This window comes from Peribacillus sp. NPDC058075 (assembly GCF_042885195.1).
GTDB lineage: Bacteria > Bacillota > Bacilli > Bacillales > DSM-1321 > Peribacillus.
The window spans coordinates 2542430-2558078 of record NZ_JBHVSL010000001.1 but is presented as its reverse complement, the minus strand read 5'-3'; the positions used below and the strand labels follow the sequence as shown (position 1 = coordinate 2558078).

General features: G+C 37.9%; 12 protein-coding genes and 3 pseudogenes. 13 read left to right on the top strand and 2 right to left on the bottom strand.

Translation table 11 applies throughout. The features are described from left to right. Positions 1 to 71: 71 nt before the first annotated feature. From ACFVS1_RS12705 to ACFVS1_RS12675, 7 genes and pseudogenes are all read left to right on the top strand, one after another. On the top strand, positions 72 to 1265 hold the full coding sequence (locus ACFVS1_RS12705) for a YhgE/Pip domain-containing protein (protein WP_387547857.1): 1194 nt from the start codon (positions 72 to 74) through the stop codon (positions 1263 to 1265). Between the two features lie 1601 nt (positions 1266 to 2866). After that, positions 2867 to 3301 carry a hypothetical protein gene (locus ACFVS1_RS12700; RefSeq protein WP_352921177.1) on the top strand — a complete coding sequence of 145 codons (435 nt, stop codon included), beginning with the start codon at positions 2867 to 2869 and terminating at the stop codon, positions 3299 to 3301. A 163-nt stretch (positions 3302 to 3464) separates the two neighbouring features. After that, positions 3465 to 3713, top strand: coding sequence for a hypothetical protein (locus tag ACFVS1_RS12695; RefSeq protein ID WP_214751089.1), 249 nt, complete (start codon positions 3465 to 3467; stop codon positions 3711 to 3713). Between the two features lie 119 nt (positions 3714 to 3832). Beyond that, a complete protein-coding gene (locus ACFVS1_RS12690; protein WP_387547853.1) occupies positions 3833 to 4198 on the top strand; it encodes a TIGR04104 family putative zinc finger protein in 366 nt (121 codons plus the stop codon). 312 nt (positions 4199 to 4510) lie between these two features. Next, a complete protein-coding gene (locus ACFVS1_RS12685) occupies positions 4511 to 5101 on the top strand; it encodes a molybdopterin-dependent oxidoreductase (protein ID WP_252270609.1) in 591 nt (196 codons plus the stop codon). Positions 5102 to 5284: 183 nt separating this feature from the next. Then, complete coding sequence (locus ACFVS1_RS12680; protein WP_387547851.1) at positions 5285 to 5956, top strand: hypothetical protein; 672 nt, start codon at positions 5285 to 5287, stop codon at positions 5954 to 5956. Between the two features lie 344 nt (positions 5957 to 6300). Next, positions 6301 to 6721: pseudogene (locus tag ACFVS1_RS12675) on the top strand (aldo/keto reductase); the annotation flags it as partial. Positions 6722 to 6739: 18 nt separating this feature from the next. Here the strand turns inward: ACFVS1_RS12675 and ACFVS1_RS12670 are convergent. Continuing rightward, positions 6740 to 6862, bottom strand: a pseudogene (locus ACFVS1_RS12670) (helix-turn-helix domain-containing protein); the annotation flags it as partial. A gap of 224 nt (positions 6863 to 7086) precedes the next feature. Between ACFVS1_RS12670 and ACFVS1_RS12665 the strand changes: the two are divergent. Further along, on the top strand, positions 7087 to 9558 hold the full coding sequence (locus ACFVS1_RS12665) for a bifunctional YncE family protein/alkaline phosphatase family protein (RefSeq protein ID WP_387547849.1): 2472 nt from the start codon (positions 7087 to 7089) through the stop codon (positions 9556 to 9558). 41 nt (positions 9559 to 9599) lie between these two features. Here ACFVS1_RS12665 and ACFVS1_RS12660 read toward each other — a convergent pair whose 3' ends face one another. Continuing rightward, the gene (locus ACFVS1_RS12660) at positions 9600 to 12725 is read right to left on the bottom strand and encodes an efflux RND transporter permease subunit (protein WP_387547847.1); all 3126 of its coding nucleotides are present in this window, start codon (positions 12723 to 12725) and stop codon (positions 9600 to 9602) included. A 419-nt stretch (positions 12726 to 13144) separates the two neighbouring features. On the opposite strand from ACFVS1_RS12660, the gene ACFVS1_RS12655 reads away from it, so the two are divergent. The 5 genes and pseudogenes from ACFVS1_RS12655 (at position 13145) to ACFVS1_RS12635 (ending at position 15649) form a co-directional block, all read left to right on the top strand. Beyond that, the gene (locus ACFVS1_RS12655; protein WP_387549340.1) at positions 13145 to 13492 is read left to right on the top strand and encodes a cupin domain-containing protein; all 348 of its coding nucleotides are present in this window, start codon (positions 13145 to 13147) and stop codon (positions 13490 to 13492) included. Positions 13493 to 13729: 237 nt separating this feature from the next. Beyond that, entirely contained in the window at positions 13730 to 14077 is a 348-nt protein-coding gene (locus ACFVS1_RS12650; RefSeq protein ID WP_387547845.1) for a VOC family protein, read from the top strand. A 159-nt stretch (positions 14078 to 14236) separates the two neighbouring features. Then, a complete protein-coding gene (locus tag ACFVS1_RS12645) occupies positions 14237 to 14695 on the top strand; it encodes a GNAT family N-acetyltransferase (RefSeq protein WP_387547842.1) in 459 nt (152 codons plus the stop codon). A 176-nt stretch (positions 14696 to 14871) separates the two neighbouring features. Next, positions 14872 to 15052, top strand: a pseudogene (locus ACFVS1_RS12640) (IS1595 family transposase); the annotation flags it as partial. A gap of 36 nt (positions 15053 to 15088) precedes the next feature. After that, on the top strand, positions 15089 to 15649 hold the full coding sequence (locus tag ACFVS1_RS12635; protein WP_387547840.1) for a hypothetical protein: 561 nt from the start codon (positions 15089 to 15091) through the stop codon (positions 15647 to 15649).

The following is a 15649-nucleotide window of genomic DNA, read 5'->3' as shown; positions in this document are numbered from 1 at the left end:
TATAGAATTAAAAATATAATAAACAACAGGTTGTTTATTATTATAACCAACAAACAGGGAGGGATAAATATATGTTCAAAAACAAACTGTTATTAGTTTCACCAATCATTGCATTGGCAGTTATTTTTATTTTCTCACTTACATTATTTCCATCGGTCCATCCACAACCGAAAAATCTGCCGATTGCAATCGTGAATGAGGATGAAGGAGTGGAAATTCCTAATCAGCCAAAAATGAATATGGGTCAAACGATTGTTGAAATGATGCAAAAAAATTCAAAAGCAACAAAAGTTGAAGACCCTGCTGTGAAATGGGTTAAAGTAAAAATAGAAGAAAATGCACAAAAAGGAATGGATAACCAAAAATATTATGCAACGTTGGTCATTCCGAAAGATTTTAGTGCTAAACAGGCATCATTAAGGACACCAGCACCTTCTTCTCCTGAAGTTCAAATATATATCAATCAGGGAATGAATACAGCAGCTTCAACAATGGCAGGACAGGTATTGAATGGGATAGTTGACAATATGAACAACAACGTCCGTAAACAACTCCTTGATGGTTTTGAAAAACAAGGAGCAACCCTAACAGCAAAACAAGCTGCAAGCTTAGCAACTCCTATTACAAAAACAGTTACTAATGTGAATGAAATCGGCACGAATAGTGCGAATGGAAATGCTCCTGTTTCCTTATTCCAGCCACTATGGATGGCTAGTTTGGCAAGTGCTGCGATAATCTTTATTTCCATTAGCAAAATGCCGATCCGTACTAGAAAAGAAAACCTTGTCACAAAGATAGGGCAAATTTTTATGGGGGCGGTTGTAGCTCTGGTAATTGGATTTGGCTTAACCTGGATAGTAGATGGTATAGTTGGTTTAAATATCCCGAGCTTCATGGATACGGCTTTATTTTTATCAATTACATCCTTTAGCTTTTTTCTAATGATATTAGCTGTACTTTCACTATTGGGGCTTAAAGGTATGCCTATTTTTATCTTAATGCTTTTCTTTGGTGCACCATTGCTTGCGATGGCTCCAGAAATGATGTCCCCATTTTATCGAGATTGGATATATTCTTGGTTGCCAATGCGTTTTATGATAGAAGGTTTGCGTGAATTGTTCTTCTTTGGAAAGGGGCTAACTTGGAGTTCACCTTTATCTACCCTTGTATGGATTGGAGTAGTAAGTATGGTAATCATACTAGCTTCTGCTTTGAAACTTAATTCACTAAAAGAGAAAACACAAACCGAAAAATTAGAGATATAACAATAAACAAGCCGTTTCCTTATGGGAAAACGGCTTGTTTTAGAAAATGTTTGTGAACAAATGCACTTAAACTAACAGGTGCGTTAGTTCACTAAAAGAAAAAAGGAGAGTACATAGTATACATGGCTTTATTAAGGTTTTTTTATAATTAGGTCTTGATAAACAATGAGGTCACAACAAAATTCCCTGAATAGCTCCAGTTGGATATTCCAAATGGAACAATATTGGACGGTGAAATAATCGTGACAGATTTAAAGGTAAGCCTGATTTTGAAGCAATTATCTTTACTGACTCTTTCATTACCCTATTATTATAGGGTTTTTTGCATTGTTTATATATAAACAAAGAAGATAGGTTTGGTGATTTATTAATCAATAAGTGGTCTCTTTTATTTTGTTCAAAGATCCAAATTAACGCTCTGCTGCATTCTTTTGGTCTTCTTAGGTGGAGGAAATTTAGAGAGTTGATTACTTTCTCTCTAGGTGCTGGTAAAATTCACTTGATACCATGTGTTTAGGGAAAGAGGAATTTATATGGGGTATACATTTGAGAAATTTAAACAGATCGTTATTATCGCTTCTTTGAGCTTATTGATTGTTTCCCCCTTATTTTCCATCCAATCATTACAGCTAAATCAGAAGAAAGGAACGTATATAACAAGGCTCTTTTGGCATTAGAGGAACTTGATTATGTTTTTCTTGTTGAACCAACAGGTGCTTTACTTCAATGCCAGGTGCTGATCAGCAGCGCTTTTTCTTATGGAACTAAAGGGGCAGGTTAGTTCAACAAGCATAGTTTCTTCGAACTGTGTACTCGTACAGTTCGCTAAAGTTTTGTATTATTTGTATTTTTCTTTATTGTCGCTGGTTGTTTTCTCTTAAAAAAATATGGACTTTTACTTTGAGTGGAACACCACAATTTAGTTCACACTAAATAAAAACAAAAACTGAGGTGGAGTTTAATGTATGATACATGGATTTATAGTCATTTCATCAATACAGGTTTCTTCCCAATTTTAGTGTGTGGTGCAGCTATAGCAATAATAATTATCTTTATTCATTTTGTAACTAAAAGTAAAAACAATACATAAAGAGATTCCCTGTAGTGGTAAGAATGGAGTAAATGAAAAAGGTTAGGATGTGTCTCTTAGAAAAATTAATTTCTGCATTAACAATAATAAGTCTCACTATGGCTTTACTGTTTATAATAAATTTAATGATCGTTAAAACAAAGAAACTTAAAAAAATTAGTATAATCACTTCAATTGTTTTCTTCATGATTTTTATAGGTGGATTCATCATGGAATATTATAAAATTATTTAATATTGTATGTGAACTACAGGCTCATTTTGTGAAAAATTGCACTTAAACTAACGGGTGCGTTAGCTGAAGATCGGAGCTGTCTCTGAGGCAGCTTTTTTCTTATGGAACTAACGGGGCAGTTTAGTTAAATAAGGATTTGCTTTTTTTTTGTGGTTAATTTGGCAATAAATAAATTGAAACATCATTGGTTCGGGAAACGTATATGAAAGCAAGTGAAAATTTATAGTTGAAACAAGAATTATAAGAGATTCCATTCGATTGTAATAGGAAGTGAAAAAGTGTTTACTTATTATTTTATGCTCATACTTGGAACTTTGTTAGTAATAGTCGCACTATTTGCTTTTGTTGCTTTGTATCGTGATAAAGTCTATCCATTATTAAAAGTAGGTAAAAGCTTTGGAATTTTTTTAATGGGTGTATTAATTTTAGCGATTACTGTCCCAAGCCTAAAATATGTTGTGCTAAAGGAATATGATGTCGTCAACGGGAAATGTGTTATCGAAATAGATTCAGCAGGTCGTTCTTCTGTAGCTGACTTTAAAATGCTCGATACAGGTGAAATGTTTACTTTCAATGATATTCCTGCACTTGATGCTTATGGGAGTTCAGTCCCTTATCATTGTGAGGTGACAGTTACAAAAGATCATATGTTTGAAATTGGTTATAAAATATATAATGCCAAAACACGAAAGTTAATATTAACAAGTGAATAGAATGTTCTTCAACTAACGGGTGCGTTAGCTGAAGATCGGAGCGTCTTTAAGGTAGCCTTTTATTATGGCACTAACGGGGCAGGTTAGTTCATTAATAACTCATTTATGAATTGATTAATGATAAAATAATGGAATAATTTCCTTGATTAAATGGGGTGAAGAAATGTATTGGAAATTAAGAATTCCTCTTTTTTTGTTTGTTATGGGTGTTACATCTGGTCTTTATCAAAAGTTTCCTAACCTTTTTCTTGTAAATACATCTTATTTTATAAGAAGTGTTGTATATATTGGCCTAATTGGAATCATCTTTACTATTTTAGAAAATTCAAAAGTGAATGAAAAAAAAGTCCATATCATTATTGGGATGGTGTTAATTTTTTCTGGAATTTTATTTGATAGTCTAATGGTGTAAAGACCATCCTTAATCAACTAACAGGTGCGTAGCTGAAGATTGGAGCTGTCTTTAAGGTAGCTTATTTCTTTATGCAACTATCGGGGCAGGTTAGTTGCATAAGTTTTGGGGGATTTTTCTTGAAGAATAAGGTTAGAGTTCATGCTAAGATTCTCTGTAAAAGAGGTGTTTTTTTGAACATACAAAAGTGTGAAATTTGCGGGAATCAATATACATGGAGAGAAGTGGGAAGGACTACTACTGCTGGTTTTGGTTATCAGCCACTTATATGCAAGAAATGCGGAACTAAACATGAAGTTACTATGATGACCAGAATCATAGTTGCATTGTTAGTACCAATTTTCTTATTCATTCTTAACTCAAGTAATCTCCTCCCTTTTAATATTCCTTTTTATGTAGAATTTCCGATAATACTAGTTTTATTTTTTACCGTCATGCTTAGCTTCCCTTATTTCGCAAAATATAAAGTTGTTCAAAAAACGTAAATAAATTTTACTTGTTGAACTATAGGGGCAGCATTCCTGTATTAACTGAAATACTAAAAAGTTTGTGAAGAAATCTACTTAAACTAACGGGTGCTTTAGTTCAATAACAGGGGTTGCTGCGGTAGCCTTTTTCTTATGGCACTAACGAAGCAGGATAGTCGAATAAGAAATTTATGGGAATATACTGGTTCCAAATTTTAGGTATATCCCAAATAACGGATTTGACTACAGGTTGCTTTCATTATTTTGAAGCATACTATACAAAGCACTTTGAATTAATTAACGTTTATGATGAAAAAGGGATGGTGTATGATGAAAAAGCAGCTTCCACCTGGCCAATTCGAAACAGAAAAATGGCCAATATTGCACACAGGGGATGTTCCCGAGTTTAATGAAATCACATGGAATTTCAGACTTTTTGGTGAGGTGAAGGAAGAAAAGTTCTTATCCTATAAGGAAATCATGGAGCTTCCCAAGACCATATCAAACGTTAACATGCATTGTGTTACCACCTGGTCTAAATTTGATACAACTTTTGAAGGAATTGCACTTAGAGAGTTATTGAAATTTGTTGAAATTAATGAAGGTGTAAAATACATTAAAATTTACGGTTACTACAATGGGGACAGATTTGGTTATTCTGCAAACCTGCCGCTAGAGCCTTTATTAGGGGACGATTCTTTGTTTGTATACCGTTGGAAGGATAAAAATCATGATTGGCAGGATATTGATCCAAAACATGGTTATCCACTAAGGTTTATTCCACCAGAAGTATTTTATCTATGGAAAGGCTCAAAGTGGGTTTCAGGGATTGAGTTTATGAAAGTAGACGAGGCTGGTTTTTGGGAAGAGCTTGGCTATTCGATGACAGCAAATCCATTTAAAGAAGAGCGGTACCGTTAACACAGATTCGTTTAGGAAACAAAAAGAAGCATCAAAGATTGTGAAGCAATGTACTTAAACTATCAGGTGCTTTATTTCAATAAGGAGTAAGGATTTTTCTTGTTCAACTAAAGGGGCAGTTTAGTTCAATAAGTCCAAGTGATAAGATAAAAGCAATAATGGCGAATACAGGGGTGATTCAAAATGGATAACTGGAGAAATAATACAATTTGGTTTGAACAGATACCAGATAATCTTCAGGCTAACTTAAACTTAAAAGAAGATAAATTTAATGAGATGCAGCTTGAAAACATTGAGTATTTAACTCTATGGCATCATAAAAAGAGTAAGCTGGACAATTTTGAAAGTATTCCTGAAAATCTACTCTATCTTGAATTAAACTGGTCTAATATACAAAATTTCCTTGGGATAGAAAAAATGAACAAATTAAAACGTTTAGAATTACATTATTGTACTAAATTACAAAATGATTTTGGAATGTCTGGATTATCCAATACGCTAGAATTCTTACATATTGAACAATCAAAGAAATTTGTACCAAATGAGGAATTATTATCTCTGAAAAATCTTCGAGTTCTACGTCTTAATTCTTGCGGTAATCTTGAGAATTTGAATTTTTTAAATCAATTTCCTAACCTAATTGACTTTAGATTTGTTGATACTAATGTGTTAGATGGTGACTTATCACCAATTTTAAACCATCCAACAATCCGAAGTGTAGGCTTTCTGAATAAGAGACATTACAATATTAAAGATGATAAGATGGACGCTTTATTAAAAGATAAAAATGGTGAGGAAGAATTTAAAACTGTTATCAAGTATGGGAAATATGAGACTTTTAGACATATCTATTAACTTAATTGTTATTGAACTAACGGGTGCGTTAGTTAAATAAGGTTGGGGCTGCTATAGCAGCTTTTTTGTTATTCTACTAAAGGGCAGTTTAGTTTAAATGCAACTTTTCACAATCTGGTTTAATAATGGATAAATAATAGACTCCATTGTAATTAAATTTTTCTTTTTTCAAAAAAGTTAAGGCTTCTATTCGTGTTTCCATTTTATTATCCTGATTAATAAACAATTTCAACCGACTTGTTCATTAATAAACAAATCATACTCATTTAACGATTGTAAGAATTACGTATATTTTTATACTAATAATGAAAGATTAAAAACATTTGGAAAGTGAGGATTTGCAAGTGGAATATACCAAACTTGGTAACACAGGATTGGATGTATTTAAACTTTGCCTTGGTTGTATGGGATTTGGAGAAAAGGAACGTTGGATGCATCCGTGGGTAATTGATGATTGCAAATCGAGATGAAGTAGTCATTGCAACAAAGGTTTACTTTCCATTGGGTAAAGATTTAAAGAGCAAGGGCCCGAACAGTATAGGATTATCCCGAAAAAATATTATGAGAGAAATTGATAAGAGTCTAAAACGCCTTGGAACGGATTATGTGGATCTGTACCAAATTCATCGCTGGGATTACAACACGCCAATTGAAGAGACAATGGCAGCACTACATGATCTCGTGAAGGCTGGTAAGGTAAGATACATAGGTGCATCAGCCTTCGCTTGGCAGTTTTTGAAGGCGAATCATTGGCCTGAAAGTTCAAAGAGTTTAAACTTATCGGTCTTCCAGCTTCTTAATCTGTGTGGTGACGCTTGACTGTGCGTACCCCAACTCCTGGCCGGCCCGTGTATAGCTGCCCCATTTTGCCACTTCCTTGAACGTGTAAAAATAGTTTACATTCATGTCCGTCTCCGTCATTCATTGTTTCATCTTGCGTTATCTTACCCTGAAAGCGAGAGGATTATGTTCAATAAAAAAACCCTGAAATGAATCGTTTCAGAGCAAATGCCTATAGTTGCATTTAATGATCAACTTTTACAATTTTTTCACTTCTTTAATATAGTAAATTCACACAGAAAGGTTAAGCTTCTATAGGATTGCAAATTCAAAGATTAGGAGCTAATAGTATGAATTTGATTAGAAAGTATAAGAAGACAATTGCCGGTGTGGCGTTAGCATCTCTTTTTATCGGGTCAAGCGCATCAGCGGCCTACACCCTTTTGGCAGGGCCCAAAGGGGATGGGACTTCAGTTACACCAAATGGTTGGCAGCTGACACCGGCAGGTAAACAGGTCAATTTGGGGAGTTTTCCTATTGGCGGTGCACTTTCTCCTGATGGAAAGCATCTCATCGTCTCAAATGCTGGTGCGGGGACGCAGTCCATTCAGGTGATTAATACTGCAACGAAAACGATCGAACAGACGATTCCTTATGATTGGCCAGAAGCTTTGTATTTCGGAGTAGCCTTCAGTCCGGACGGCAAAAAAATGTACGCATCTGCCGGCGGCAACAACAAAGTGCGTGAGTTTGATTTCGTTAATGGAAAATTGACCGAAAAAGATTCAATCCTTATGAAAGATGAAAAAAAATCCGAATTTTATCCAGCGGGAATTTCAGTGTCCCCCGATGGCAAATTTTTATATGTAGCAAATAACGTGAATGACTCTGTATCCAAAGTTAACCTTGAAAACAACCAAATTACTGCCACTACCCCTGTAGGCAAGAGGCCCTATGCCGCTGAGCTGAGCAAAGACGGTAGTACACTCTATGTGAGCAATTGGGGAGAGAGCAGCATTACCGCGCTGAATACGAAGGATCTCTCGGTTAAAAAGACAATCCCTGTAGGACTCCATCCTAATGCGATTGCCGTGAATCCCGTGAATGGCATGGTTTATGCCGCGAATTCAGACAGTGATGACATCTCCATCATCAATCCAAAGCAGTTAACTGTAACAAATAAGGTGTCCCTCGCCCCGTATAAGGGTGCTCCGACCGGAAGCCAGCCGGATTCCTTAACCATTAGCAAGGACGGAGAAACACTTCTCGCAGCAAATGCAGGAAACAATGATGTGGCAATAATTGATGTAAAAAAACAGAATGATTTACGGGTAAAGGGCTTAATTCCAACCGGATGGTATCCCACAGGGGTTTATCTTGGCAAGGATAGTCAGAAAATGTACGTGATCAACGCGAAGGGAATTGGGGCGGGCCCCAATGACAAATCAAAAGAATGGCTTGGAAATATGATTAATGGATCGCTTTCCATCCTTGATGTTCCTGACCAGAACCAATTGAAGAAATATACTGCACAGACAAATAAAAACAACATTGTTCATCAAGCCTCCAAAAACAGCTGGTGGAAACTGAATAAGGATCATAGGGCAGCCTTTCCGGTTCCCCGCTATCCGGGGCATGGAAAATCTCCTATCAAACATGTCATTTATGTAATAAAAGAGAATCAAACGTATGACCAAGTCTTCGGAGACGTTAAGAACGCAAATGGCGACCCTAGCCTTGCCATCTATGGCAAGGCTGTGACACCAAACCACCATAAGCTTGCGAAGCAGTTTGTGACGCTTGATAATTTTTATGCAGATGCAGAAGTAAGTGCTGATGGTCATAACTGGACAACAGCCGGAAAAGCCAATGATTATGTGCAAAAGAACTGGCTGGCCAATTACGCCGGCAAAAACCGTGATTACGATTTTGACGGCGGCGGTGGAGGCAGCCAATTGGATGAAGTACCTTATACCCGGTCCAAGGAAGGATATATTTGGGATGTCGCCATGAAAGCGGGAAAATCTTTCCGAAATTATGGGGAGTTCGCCTACCGATACGATGCGAAAACGAAAACGTATTTGCCCAACAACCCCGATACGACCGATTTTGGCGGGTACTACGACCCCAACTACCCGAGCTGGGATATGGACATTTCTGATATTACGCGTTATGAAGAATGGAATAAAGAATTTAAGCAATTTGAAAAAAACGGGAACCTTCCTAACTTTGAAACGGTCTATTTACCGAATGATCACACAGGGGGTTCTAAATGGGGCCCTCAGGAAATCGTTGCTCAGAATGACCATGCCCTGGGGAAACTCGTTGATACGGTCAGCCACTCAAAGTATTGGAAAAACACAACGATCTTTGTGGTGGAAGATGATGCCCAGGGCGGTGTGGATCATGTAGATGCCCATCGAAGTGTCGCCCTGGCGATCAGCCCTTATACCCAAATTGGTAAAGTGGACAGCACGTTCTATGACACACCGGCCGTACTCCGGACGATGGAACTGATCCTTGGTTTACAGCCAATGACCCAATACGAATCAGCGGCCATTCCGATGTTTAATTCCTTTACATCACGTCCTGATTTTACTCCGTATACCTTCCAGGAAACGAATTATTGGACATCGGATGGCAAGTTAAAAGGCACAAAAACAGCTGGAACAGCTTCAGCCGCTTCGGCTTCAAAAACAAGCCTGTATCCGAAAGATATGGATTTCTCCAAGCCTGATTCAGTGGACAGACAGCGCCTGAACAAGGAAAACTGGAAGAAGATTAAAGGACACTACCCGGCGGTAAACTCACAACATAAATAATGCTAGTAAAAAGAGCTGCCCCAAATGGGACAGCTCTTTTGTTATGCCGGCAGCTTCCTGCGCTGATCGATTTTAGTTTTTCTTGCCTTTGAAAGGAGCCATTGATACATGATAGGGATAACAAGAAGGCTGATGAGCGTCGAACTCAACATTCCGCCGATGACGACTGCGCCGAGTGTTTTTGAAATAAGTACATTACTGCCGCCCGAAAGTGCCAATGGGAGAAGAGTGAAGATGGTTGCTCCCGCTGTCATTATCACCGGTCTTACTCTTGTTGCGGTTCCTTTCAGAATCGCTTGTTTTGTTTCCAATCCTTCTGCAAGATTTCGTTCAATTTTGTCGACGAGCACAATTCCGTTTGTGACAACAATTCCTCCGAGCATCAGCATGCCGATTAACGCAGCAAGGTTCCATTCCAGCCTGAAAATGACCATACTCCAAACGGAACCAATCAGGGCAAGCGGGACACAGATCATTACAGCAACTGGCGCGTGCCATCCGCGAAAAACCGCACTGACGATCATGAGGACGAGAAGGACGGAAAGAGAAAGTGCAGCCCCCATCTCCGCTATCATTTGTTTCATCTGTTTTGAGATTCCCCCGACTGAATATTCCATTCCTGCAGGAAGATCGAGATTGTTCATTGTTTCTTTTACCTGCTTCGTCACCTTGCCGATGTCTTTTGTCACAATATTTCCGGTAACTGTAGTAAACGGGCGTCCATCTTTTTCGCTGATCACCGCCTGCGTGTCCATTTTCAAGGTGGTGATCTCCGCAAGAGATACTTTTGAACCGTCTTTCGCTGTAAACATCTCATGTCCTATTTTGGAGAGAATCGTTTTTTGTGGATCCGGATCGTTTGTTTGTAGCGGGATTCCTATACCGCTCGAATGAATCGCAACCGGTAATTTCATATCACCTGCCGACAACGTCATCTTATCTTCTTGCGGGAGATAGTAATGGATCCGGGTAAGAACATCGTCAATGTTGATGCCCAGCTGCTCGATTTTGTCCTGATTCAGTGATAGCTGGTATTTTATCGATTCATCTGAATCACTCGCCGTTCCCTCCACACCCAGTCCGGGAATCATCTGGAGTTTGCTTCGCACCAGAATCGCTGCTTTATTTAATTCGTGGTGATCCGCACCCGTCAAAATAACCTTTAATCTGGAATCATCCCCCGCTATCGCTTGATTGGAAACGGTATAAACGGCAGATGTTGATAACAGCGTCAATTGCTGACGCAACTTCTTTATAAAAACATCCGGATCAGTTTGCGTTTTAATTCCAATCGAAATATTGGCTATGTTTTGCTTTTGCATCCATCCACCGCCTTCATCGAAGACATCATCGAACATTGGAGTGAACGTTGATCCAAGAGTTGACGAATACGTATCCACCCTTATGTTGTTTTTCAGGATGGATTCCACGTTTTTCACCTCTGCGTCAACATCGGAAAGCTGCGAATCCTCTGGAAGTTCAATCTGAATTGCCACATCCTTCGAGTTTCCTCTTGGAAAAAAGTTAACGGGCAGGAAAACAGCAACGAGAATGGTGATACTTAGAAGAACAAGAGCGGCACTCATCACCCATTTCCTCTTATGAAAAGACCAGTGCAGGATGGTAAGTGCCCTACTTTCAATCTCAGGTACCTTGCGGCTGTCCCGTTTGCTCCATAGCAGATGAGCCAATGCCGGAACCACTAGGATCGAGACTGCAAGTGATGTGATCAGAGCAATGACAACTGCCCATGCAAATCCTGAAAAAGCAGAACTGATCATTCCCCCGAGGATCGAGATAGGGATGAAAACAGCTACCGTCGTCGCTGTTGATGAAACAATTGCCGGAATCATTTCCACTACCCCGTTCGCCAGTTGTGTGAGACGTAATGGTCCACCCACCTTATCCAATTGTTTTCGGTACATATTATCGATGACAACGATCGAATCATCAACTACCCGGCCCATCGCAACAATCAATCCTGATATGGTTAATAGATTCAGACTGACACCCATAGCTTTTAACAGTGTTGTAGCTGTAAGTAGACAGATAGGTAATGACAAGGCAACGATCAATGTGGATCGAATATTCCTGAAAAAGAAAAAGATACATAAAACCGTAAATCCAATGCCCAACAATCCTTCTTTAATCAATCCATGTAAAGCTGAGTCAATCTCTTTTCCTTGATCCAGTAAAACAGTGAAATCAACCATCTTTGACTTTATTTCAGGAATCATTTCCATCCGTTCGTTAATGCGTTGCGTGACATCCGTAATGTTTGAAGAAGGGGTTTTCAATACCTCTAGCAGGACACTGGGTTCTCCTTTCGTCCGGGTAACGGACTTCAAATTCACCATGCTTTTATTAATTTTTGCCACTTCTTTTAAAGGAACTTTTTGTCCATCTTTTGCCGGAATCTTAAGGTTGCTGAGGTCTCTCTTATTCATAGCCCAATCTGTCACTCTAATGGGCAGCGTTACATGCCGGTTTGATCCATTGTTCTGCTCGATCGATCCTTGAGGCCAAATGGGATGGATTGAGGAAAAAGCCTTTTTGATCTCTTTTTCCTTTATACCGTATTTTTCAAGCGCGCCAGGTATTAATGTCAGTATATAACCGTCATTCCCACCGCCTGTGACTTTCACTTCTCGCACACCTGGCACCCGTTTTAGCTCAGTCGCTACTTTTTTCTGAATGGAAGAACGAAGCTTGTTTTCATTGATGTTTGCTGAACCGCCTGTCAAACTTAAACGCATCACCGGAAATGAATTTGTGCTGACCCGTGTGATTAAAGGCTTATTCACACCCGCCGGGAAGCGAATTTGATCAACAGCCGCTTTTACTTCATTTTCTGCCTTTCTCATATTGGTGTGGCTCGGAAAATAAAAGCTTCCCATCAACCCTCCATCAAACGAGTTCATTTCCATATTATCCAGATTATCAACGGAATGGACCGCCTCTTCCACTTTTGCAGTAATGTTGCGTTTAACCTGATCGGCCTGATATTGGTCTGCCTGGATGGTGACCATCAATGTTGTATTGTTAATCGGCGGCAAGTAATCGCGCTGCATCTGAAAGGCGGATAAGCCGCCCCACACCAAGAGGAGAATAACGCATGTTAAAATAAGGACAGACCGTTTCATCGTTCCTTCAATAAATGTATTCATGGGACCCTATTCCTTCCTTTTTCAAGCAATATTCTTTATATATTAAGGTTACTCGTTAATTGTAAAGAAGAAGTTACAGCGTATTAAAGAAACGGAAAGGAATGTAAATAAATGAATGTGAAAGCACTAACCAGAAGCGTCAAAGAAATTCAGCAGCATGTTTCCTAAGACCCTGCCCAAAGAGTGCCGGGGATACCATAGGCGTAGGCAAGCTTACCCCCCCGTTGTCAAGGAATAATTCCTGTTAAAAATCAAAGAAAACAAGAGAAATATAGAAATCTGTCTTTTGCCTTCCAGAGTTAACTTTTGCGTTATTTCCCAAGATAAAAAACCCTGAATTTGACCGAAAACGGCCAGATTCAGGGTTTTGTTTGTAACATTGGTTCCCATCACGGTTTTATGTTAACTACTCTTTTTTCATTTTTCAGCCTCCCTTTATCGTCGATGCTTACTTACAAATGGTGTTTACCGATCCAACGCCACTTAATACATCTATCGGGAATGTTACCTTTACTCCAGGAGCCCGAAATAACTGGCACTCACACAAAGTTGGACAAGTTTTGTTAGTTACTGGTGGTGAAGGTTGGTATCAAGAAGAGGGTAAACCAGCTCAACAACTTAAAACGGGTGATGTGGTCAACATTTCGCCGAATGTAAAACATTGGCATGGTGCCACAAAAGACAGTTGGTTTGTTCACTTAGCAATGACACCAGATGAAACTGAATGGTTAGAACCAGTCGATGATGAATGGTATAATAAATTATGAAACTAGTGTATATAAAAAGCCAATTTTCCACGAGGAATTCGACTTTTTTCTTTAACTATGTGAAAGATTGTACTTAAACAAACGGGTGCTTTAGTTCAATAACATGGGTTGCTACGGCAGCCTTTTTCTTATGGCTCTAACGGGGCAGTATAGTTAAAAAAGGAACTTGAATTTAAATCTCGAATATATAATAATCAGATAGATAAAAATTTTGATGACAAATAGGAGCTAGATACGATGATCAAAGGTTTCGGAGGAATATTTTGGAGAACTAAAAATCTTGAAGTTGTGAAAAAATGGTACAGTGAAGTGTTGAAGCTTGAAATAGATAATTGGAACGGGACTGTGATAAAGCCCCAATCAGGAAATGAGACCATCTTTTCTTTCTTTACCGATGAAGACAGTTATTTTCCAACAGAACAACAAGTGATGTTAAATTTCCAAGTACATAATCTAAATGAGACTATTAAGCATCTTGAACAGATTGGTGTACCCCTTGCAAAGAAAGAAGAGATTAGTGAATTTGGAAAGTTTATTTGGATAGAAGATCCTGAAGGTCGACTGATCGAGCTTTGGGAGAAATAACTATTGAGCTAACAAGTGCGTTAGCTGAGGAATGGAGCTGCCTTTAAGGCAGCTTTTCTTATGGAACTAACGGGGCAGGATAGTTCAACAAGGATATTTCACAATTTGTATAGAATATGTAGATAACAAAGAAATTCAAATAAAGGGTGTGCATCACAGATGGAAATGACCATCAAAAGAACAAGTTTAACTGAAGTAGATTTGTTGTTGACTATTCAGAAAAAGGCTTTTGCAGAAGACTATAAGTTATACCAAGACCACGATACAACTCCTGTAAATGAGACACCTGAGAAATTAATCGAAAATATAGAACACTTTATACATTACACAATATGGTCAAATAACACGATTATCGGTGGAATAGATCTCCACAAAAAAGAAAATACACTGTTATTAGACAAATTATTCATAGCAAACGAATATCAAAATAAAGGTCTCGGAACAAAGATAATGAAATTAATTGAGGCTGAATTTCCATTGATAAAAATATGGCGTTTATATACTCCATATTTAAACAAAAGAAATCAATATTTTTATGAGAAATTTGGCTATGAAAAAATAGGAGAAGTTCAACTAACTGAAAAGCTTTTGTTATTTAAGTATGAAAAATGTATTTAATTTAAGGCGAATTTAAAGTACATAAAAGGAACACAAGTTGAGTTTCTTGTTGAACTAACGGGTACGTTAGCTGAAGATCAGAGCTGTCTTTAAGGCAGCTTTTTCTTTATGCAACTAACGGGGCAGGTTAGTTGCATAAGACAATTAGGATTAAATAAATCTATTATTGAAAAGGCATCCAAAATGTCAATAACTATCACAGCCGTCTGAAAGGTTGGATGGACCGTTTTAATGGTGTGGCAACAAAATACCTCGACCATTATTTGAGTTGATTTCAATTCCTGGATTTAATTAAGCTGCTTTTTATCCACCGATGTTACTTATGATAAATTAAGATTATCGACATTTAAGTTATAGCTTGCCTTAAAAATAACCTAAGTAGGAGGGGAGAATTTGAAAAAAGATTATTTCGTTCAGAGCTCACACGATAGCATAATAAATGATTTTGCCCTTTCCAAAGATATATTTAAATCAATCGATGTTGGAATTAGAGACATAGAAACTGACTTTCTTTTTACGTTGATTCAAAATATGTTAAGCTTTCCTGTTTTCTTTGTGCTGGAATCTGTGATTTTTGAACACATTGAAAGGATTATTTTAGAAAAGAGAATCCCTTCCTACAAATTTGCTTCTGACGGTTTTATTATCAAAGTTGATTCGGTTGACACACTAGAAGTAATTTGTGATTGTACGGTTGATTTAGTTTTAAATGGATTGAGCGTGTTTATTTTCTTTGGACAGGGACTTTCTGAAGGGAATTTAGTTCCAACAAGAAGCTGGGATAAACCTACTGAATTTAAAAACCTTGATTTTGAAAAGGTCGATACATTTATTGATGTACACGAGGTTGGACTTACTATATTTAGTAAGAATGACAAATACAACTCCCCTAGAAAAGTTACACACTATATATCGGAAGCCTACTCGCTTGATTTGGAAAACAGTGACATTTGA

What these genes read in the sequence shown, in the direction of transcription:
- ACFVS1_RS12705 (WP_387547857.1), top strand. Translation starts at nt 72, where the DNA reads ATGTTCAAAAACAAACTGTTATTAGTTTCACCAATCATTGCATTGGCA.
- ACFVS1_RS12695 (WP_214751089.1), top strand. Translation starts at nt 3,465, where the DNA reads ATGTATTGGAAATTAAGAATTCCTCTTTTTTTGTTTGTTATGGGTGTT.
- ACFVS1_RS12685 (WP_252270609.1), top strand. Translation starts at nt 4,511, where the DNA reads ATGAAAAAGCAGCTTCCACCTGGCCAATTCGAAACAGAAAAATGGCCA.
- ACFVS1_RS12680 (WP_387547851.1), top strand. Translation starts at nt 5,285, where the DNA reads ATGGATAACTGGAGAAATAATACAATTTGGTTTGAACAGATACCAGAT.
- ACFVS1_RS12665 (WP_387547849.1), top strand. Translation starts at nt 7,087, where the DNA reads ATGAATTTGATTAGAAAGTATAAGAAGACAATTGCCGGTGTGGCGTTA.
- ACFVS1_RS12660 (WP_387547847.1), bottom strand. Translation starts at nt 12,725, where the DNA reads ATGAATACATTTATTGAAGGAACGATGAAACGGTCTGTCCTTATTTTA.
- ACFVS1_RS12650 (WP_387547845.1), top strand. Translation starts at nt 13,730, where the DNA reads ATGATCAAAGGTTTCGGAGGAATATTTTGGAGAACTAAAAATCTTGAA.
- ACFVS1_RS12645 (WP_387547842.1), top strand. Translation starts at nt 14,237, where the DNA reads ATGGAAATGACCATCAAAAGAACAAGTTTAACTGAAGTAGATTTGTTG.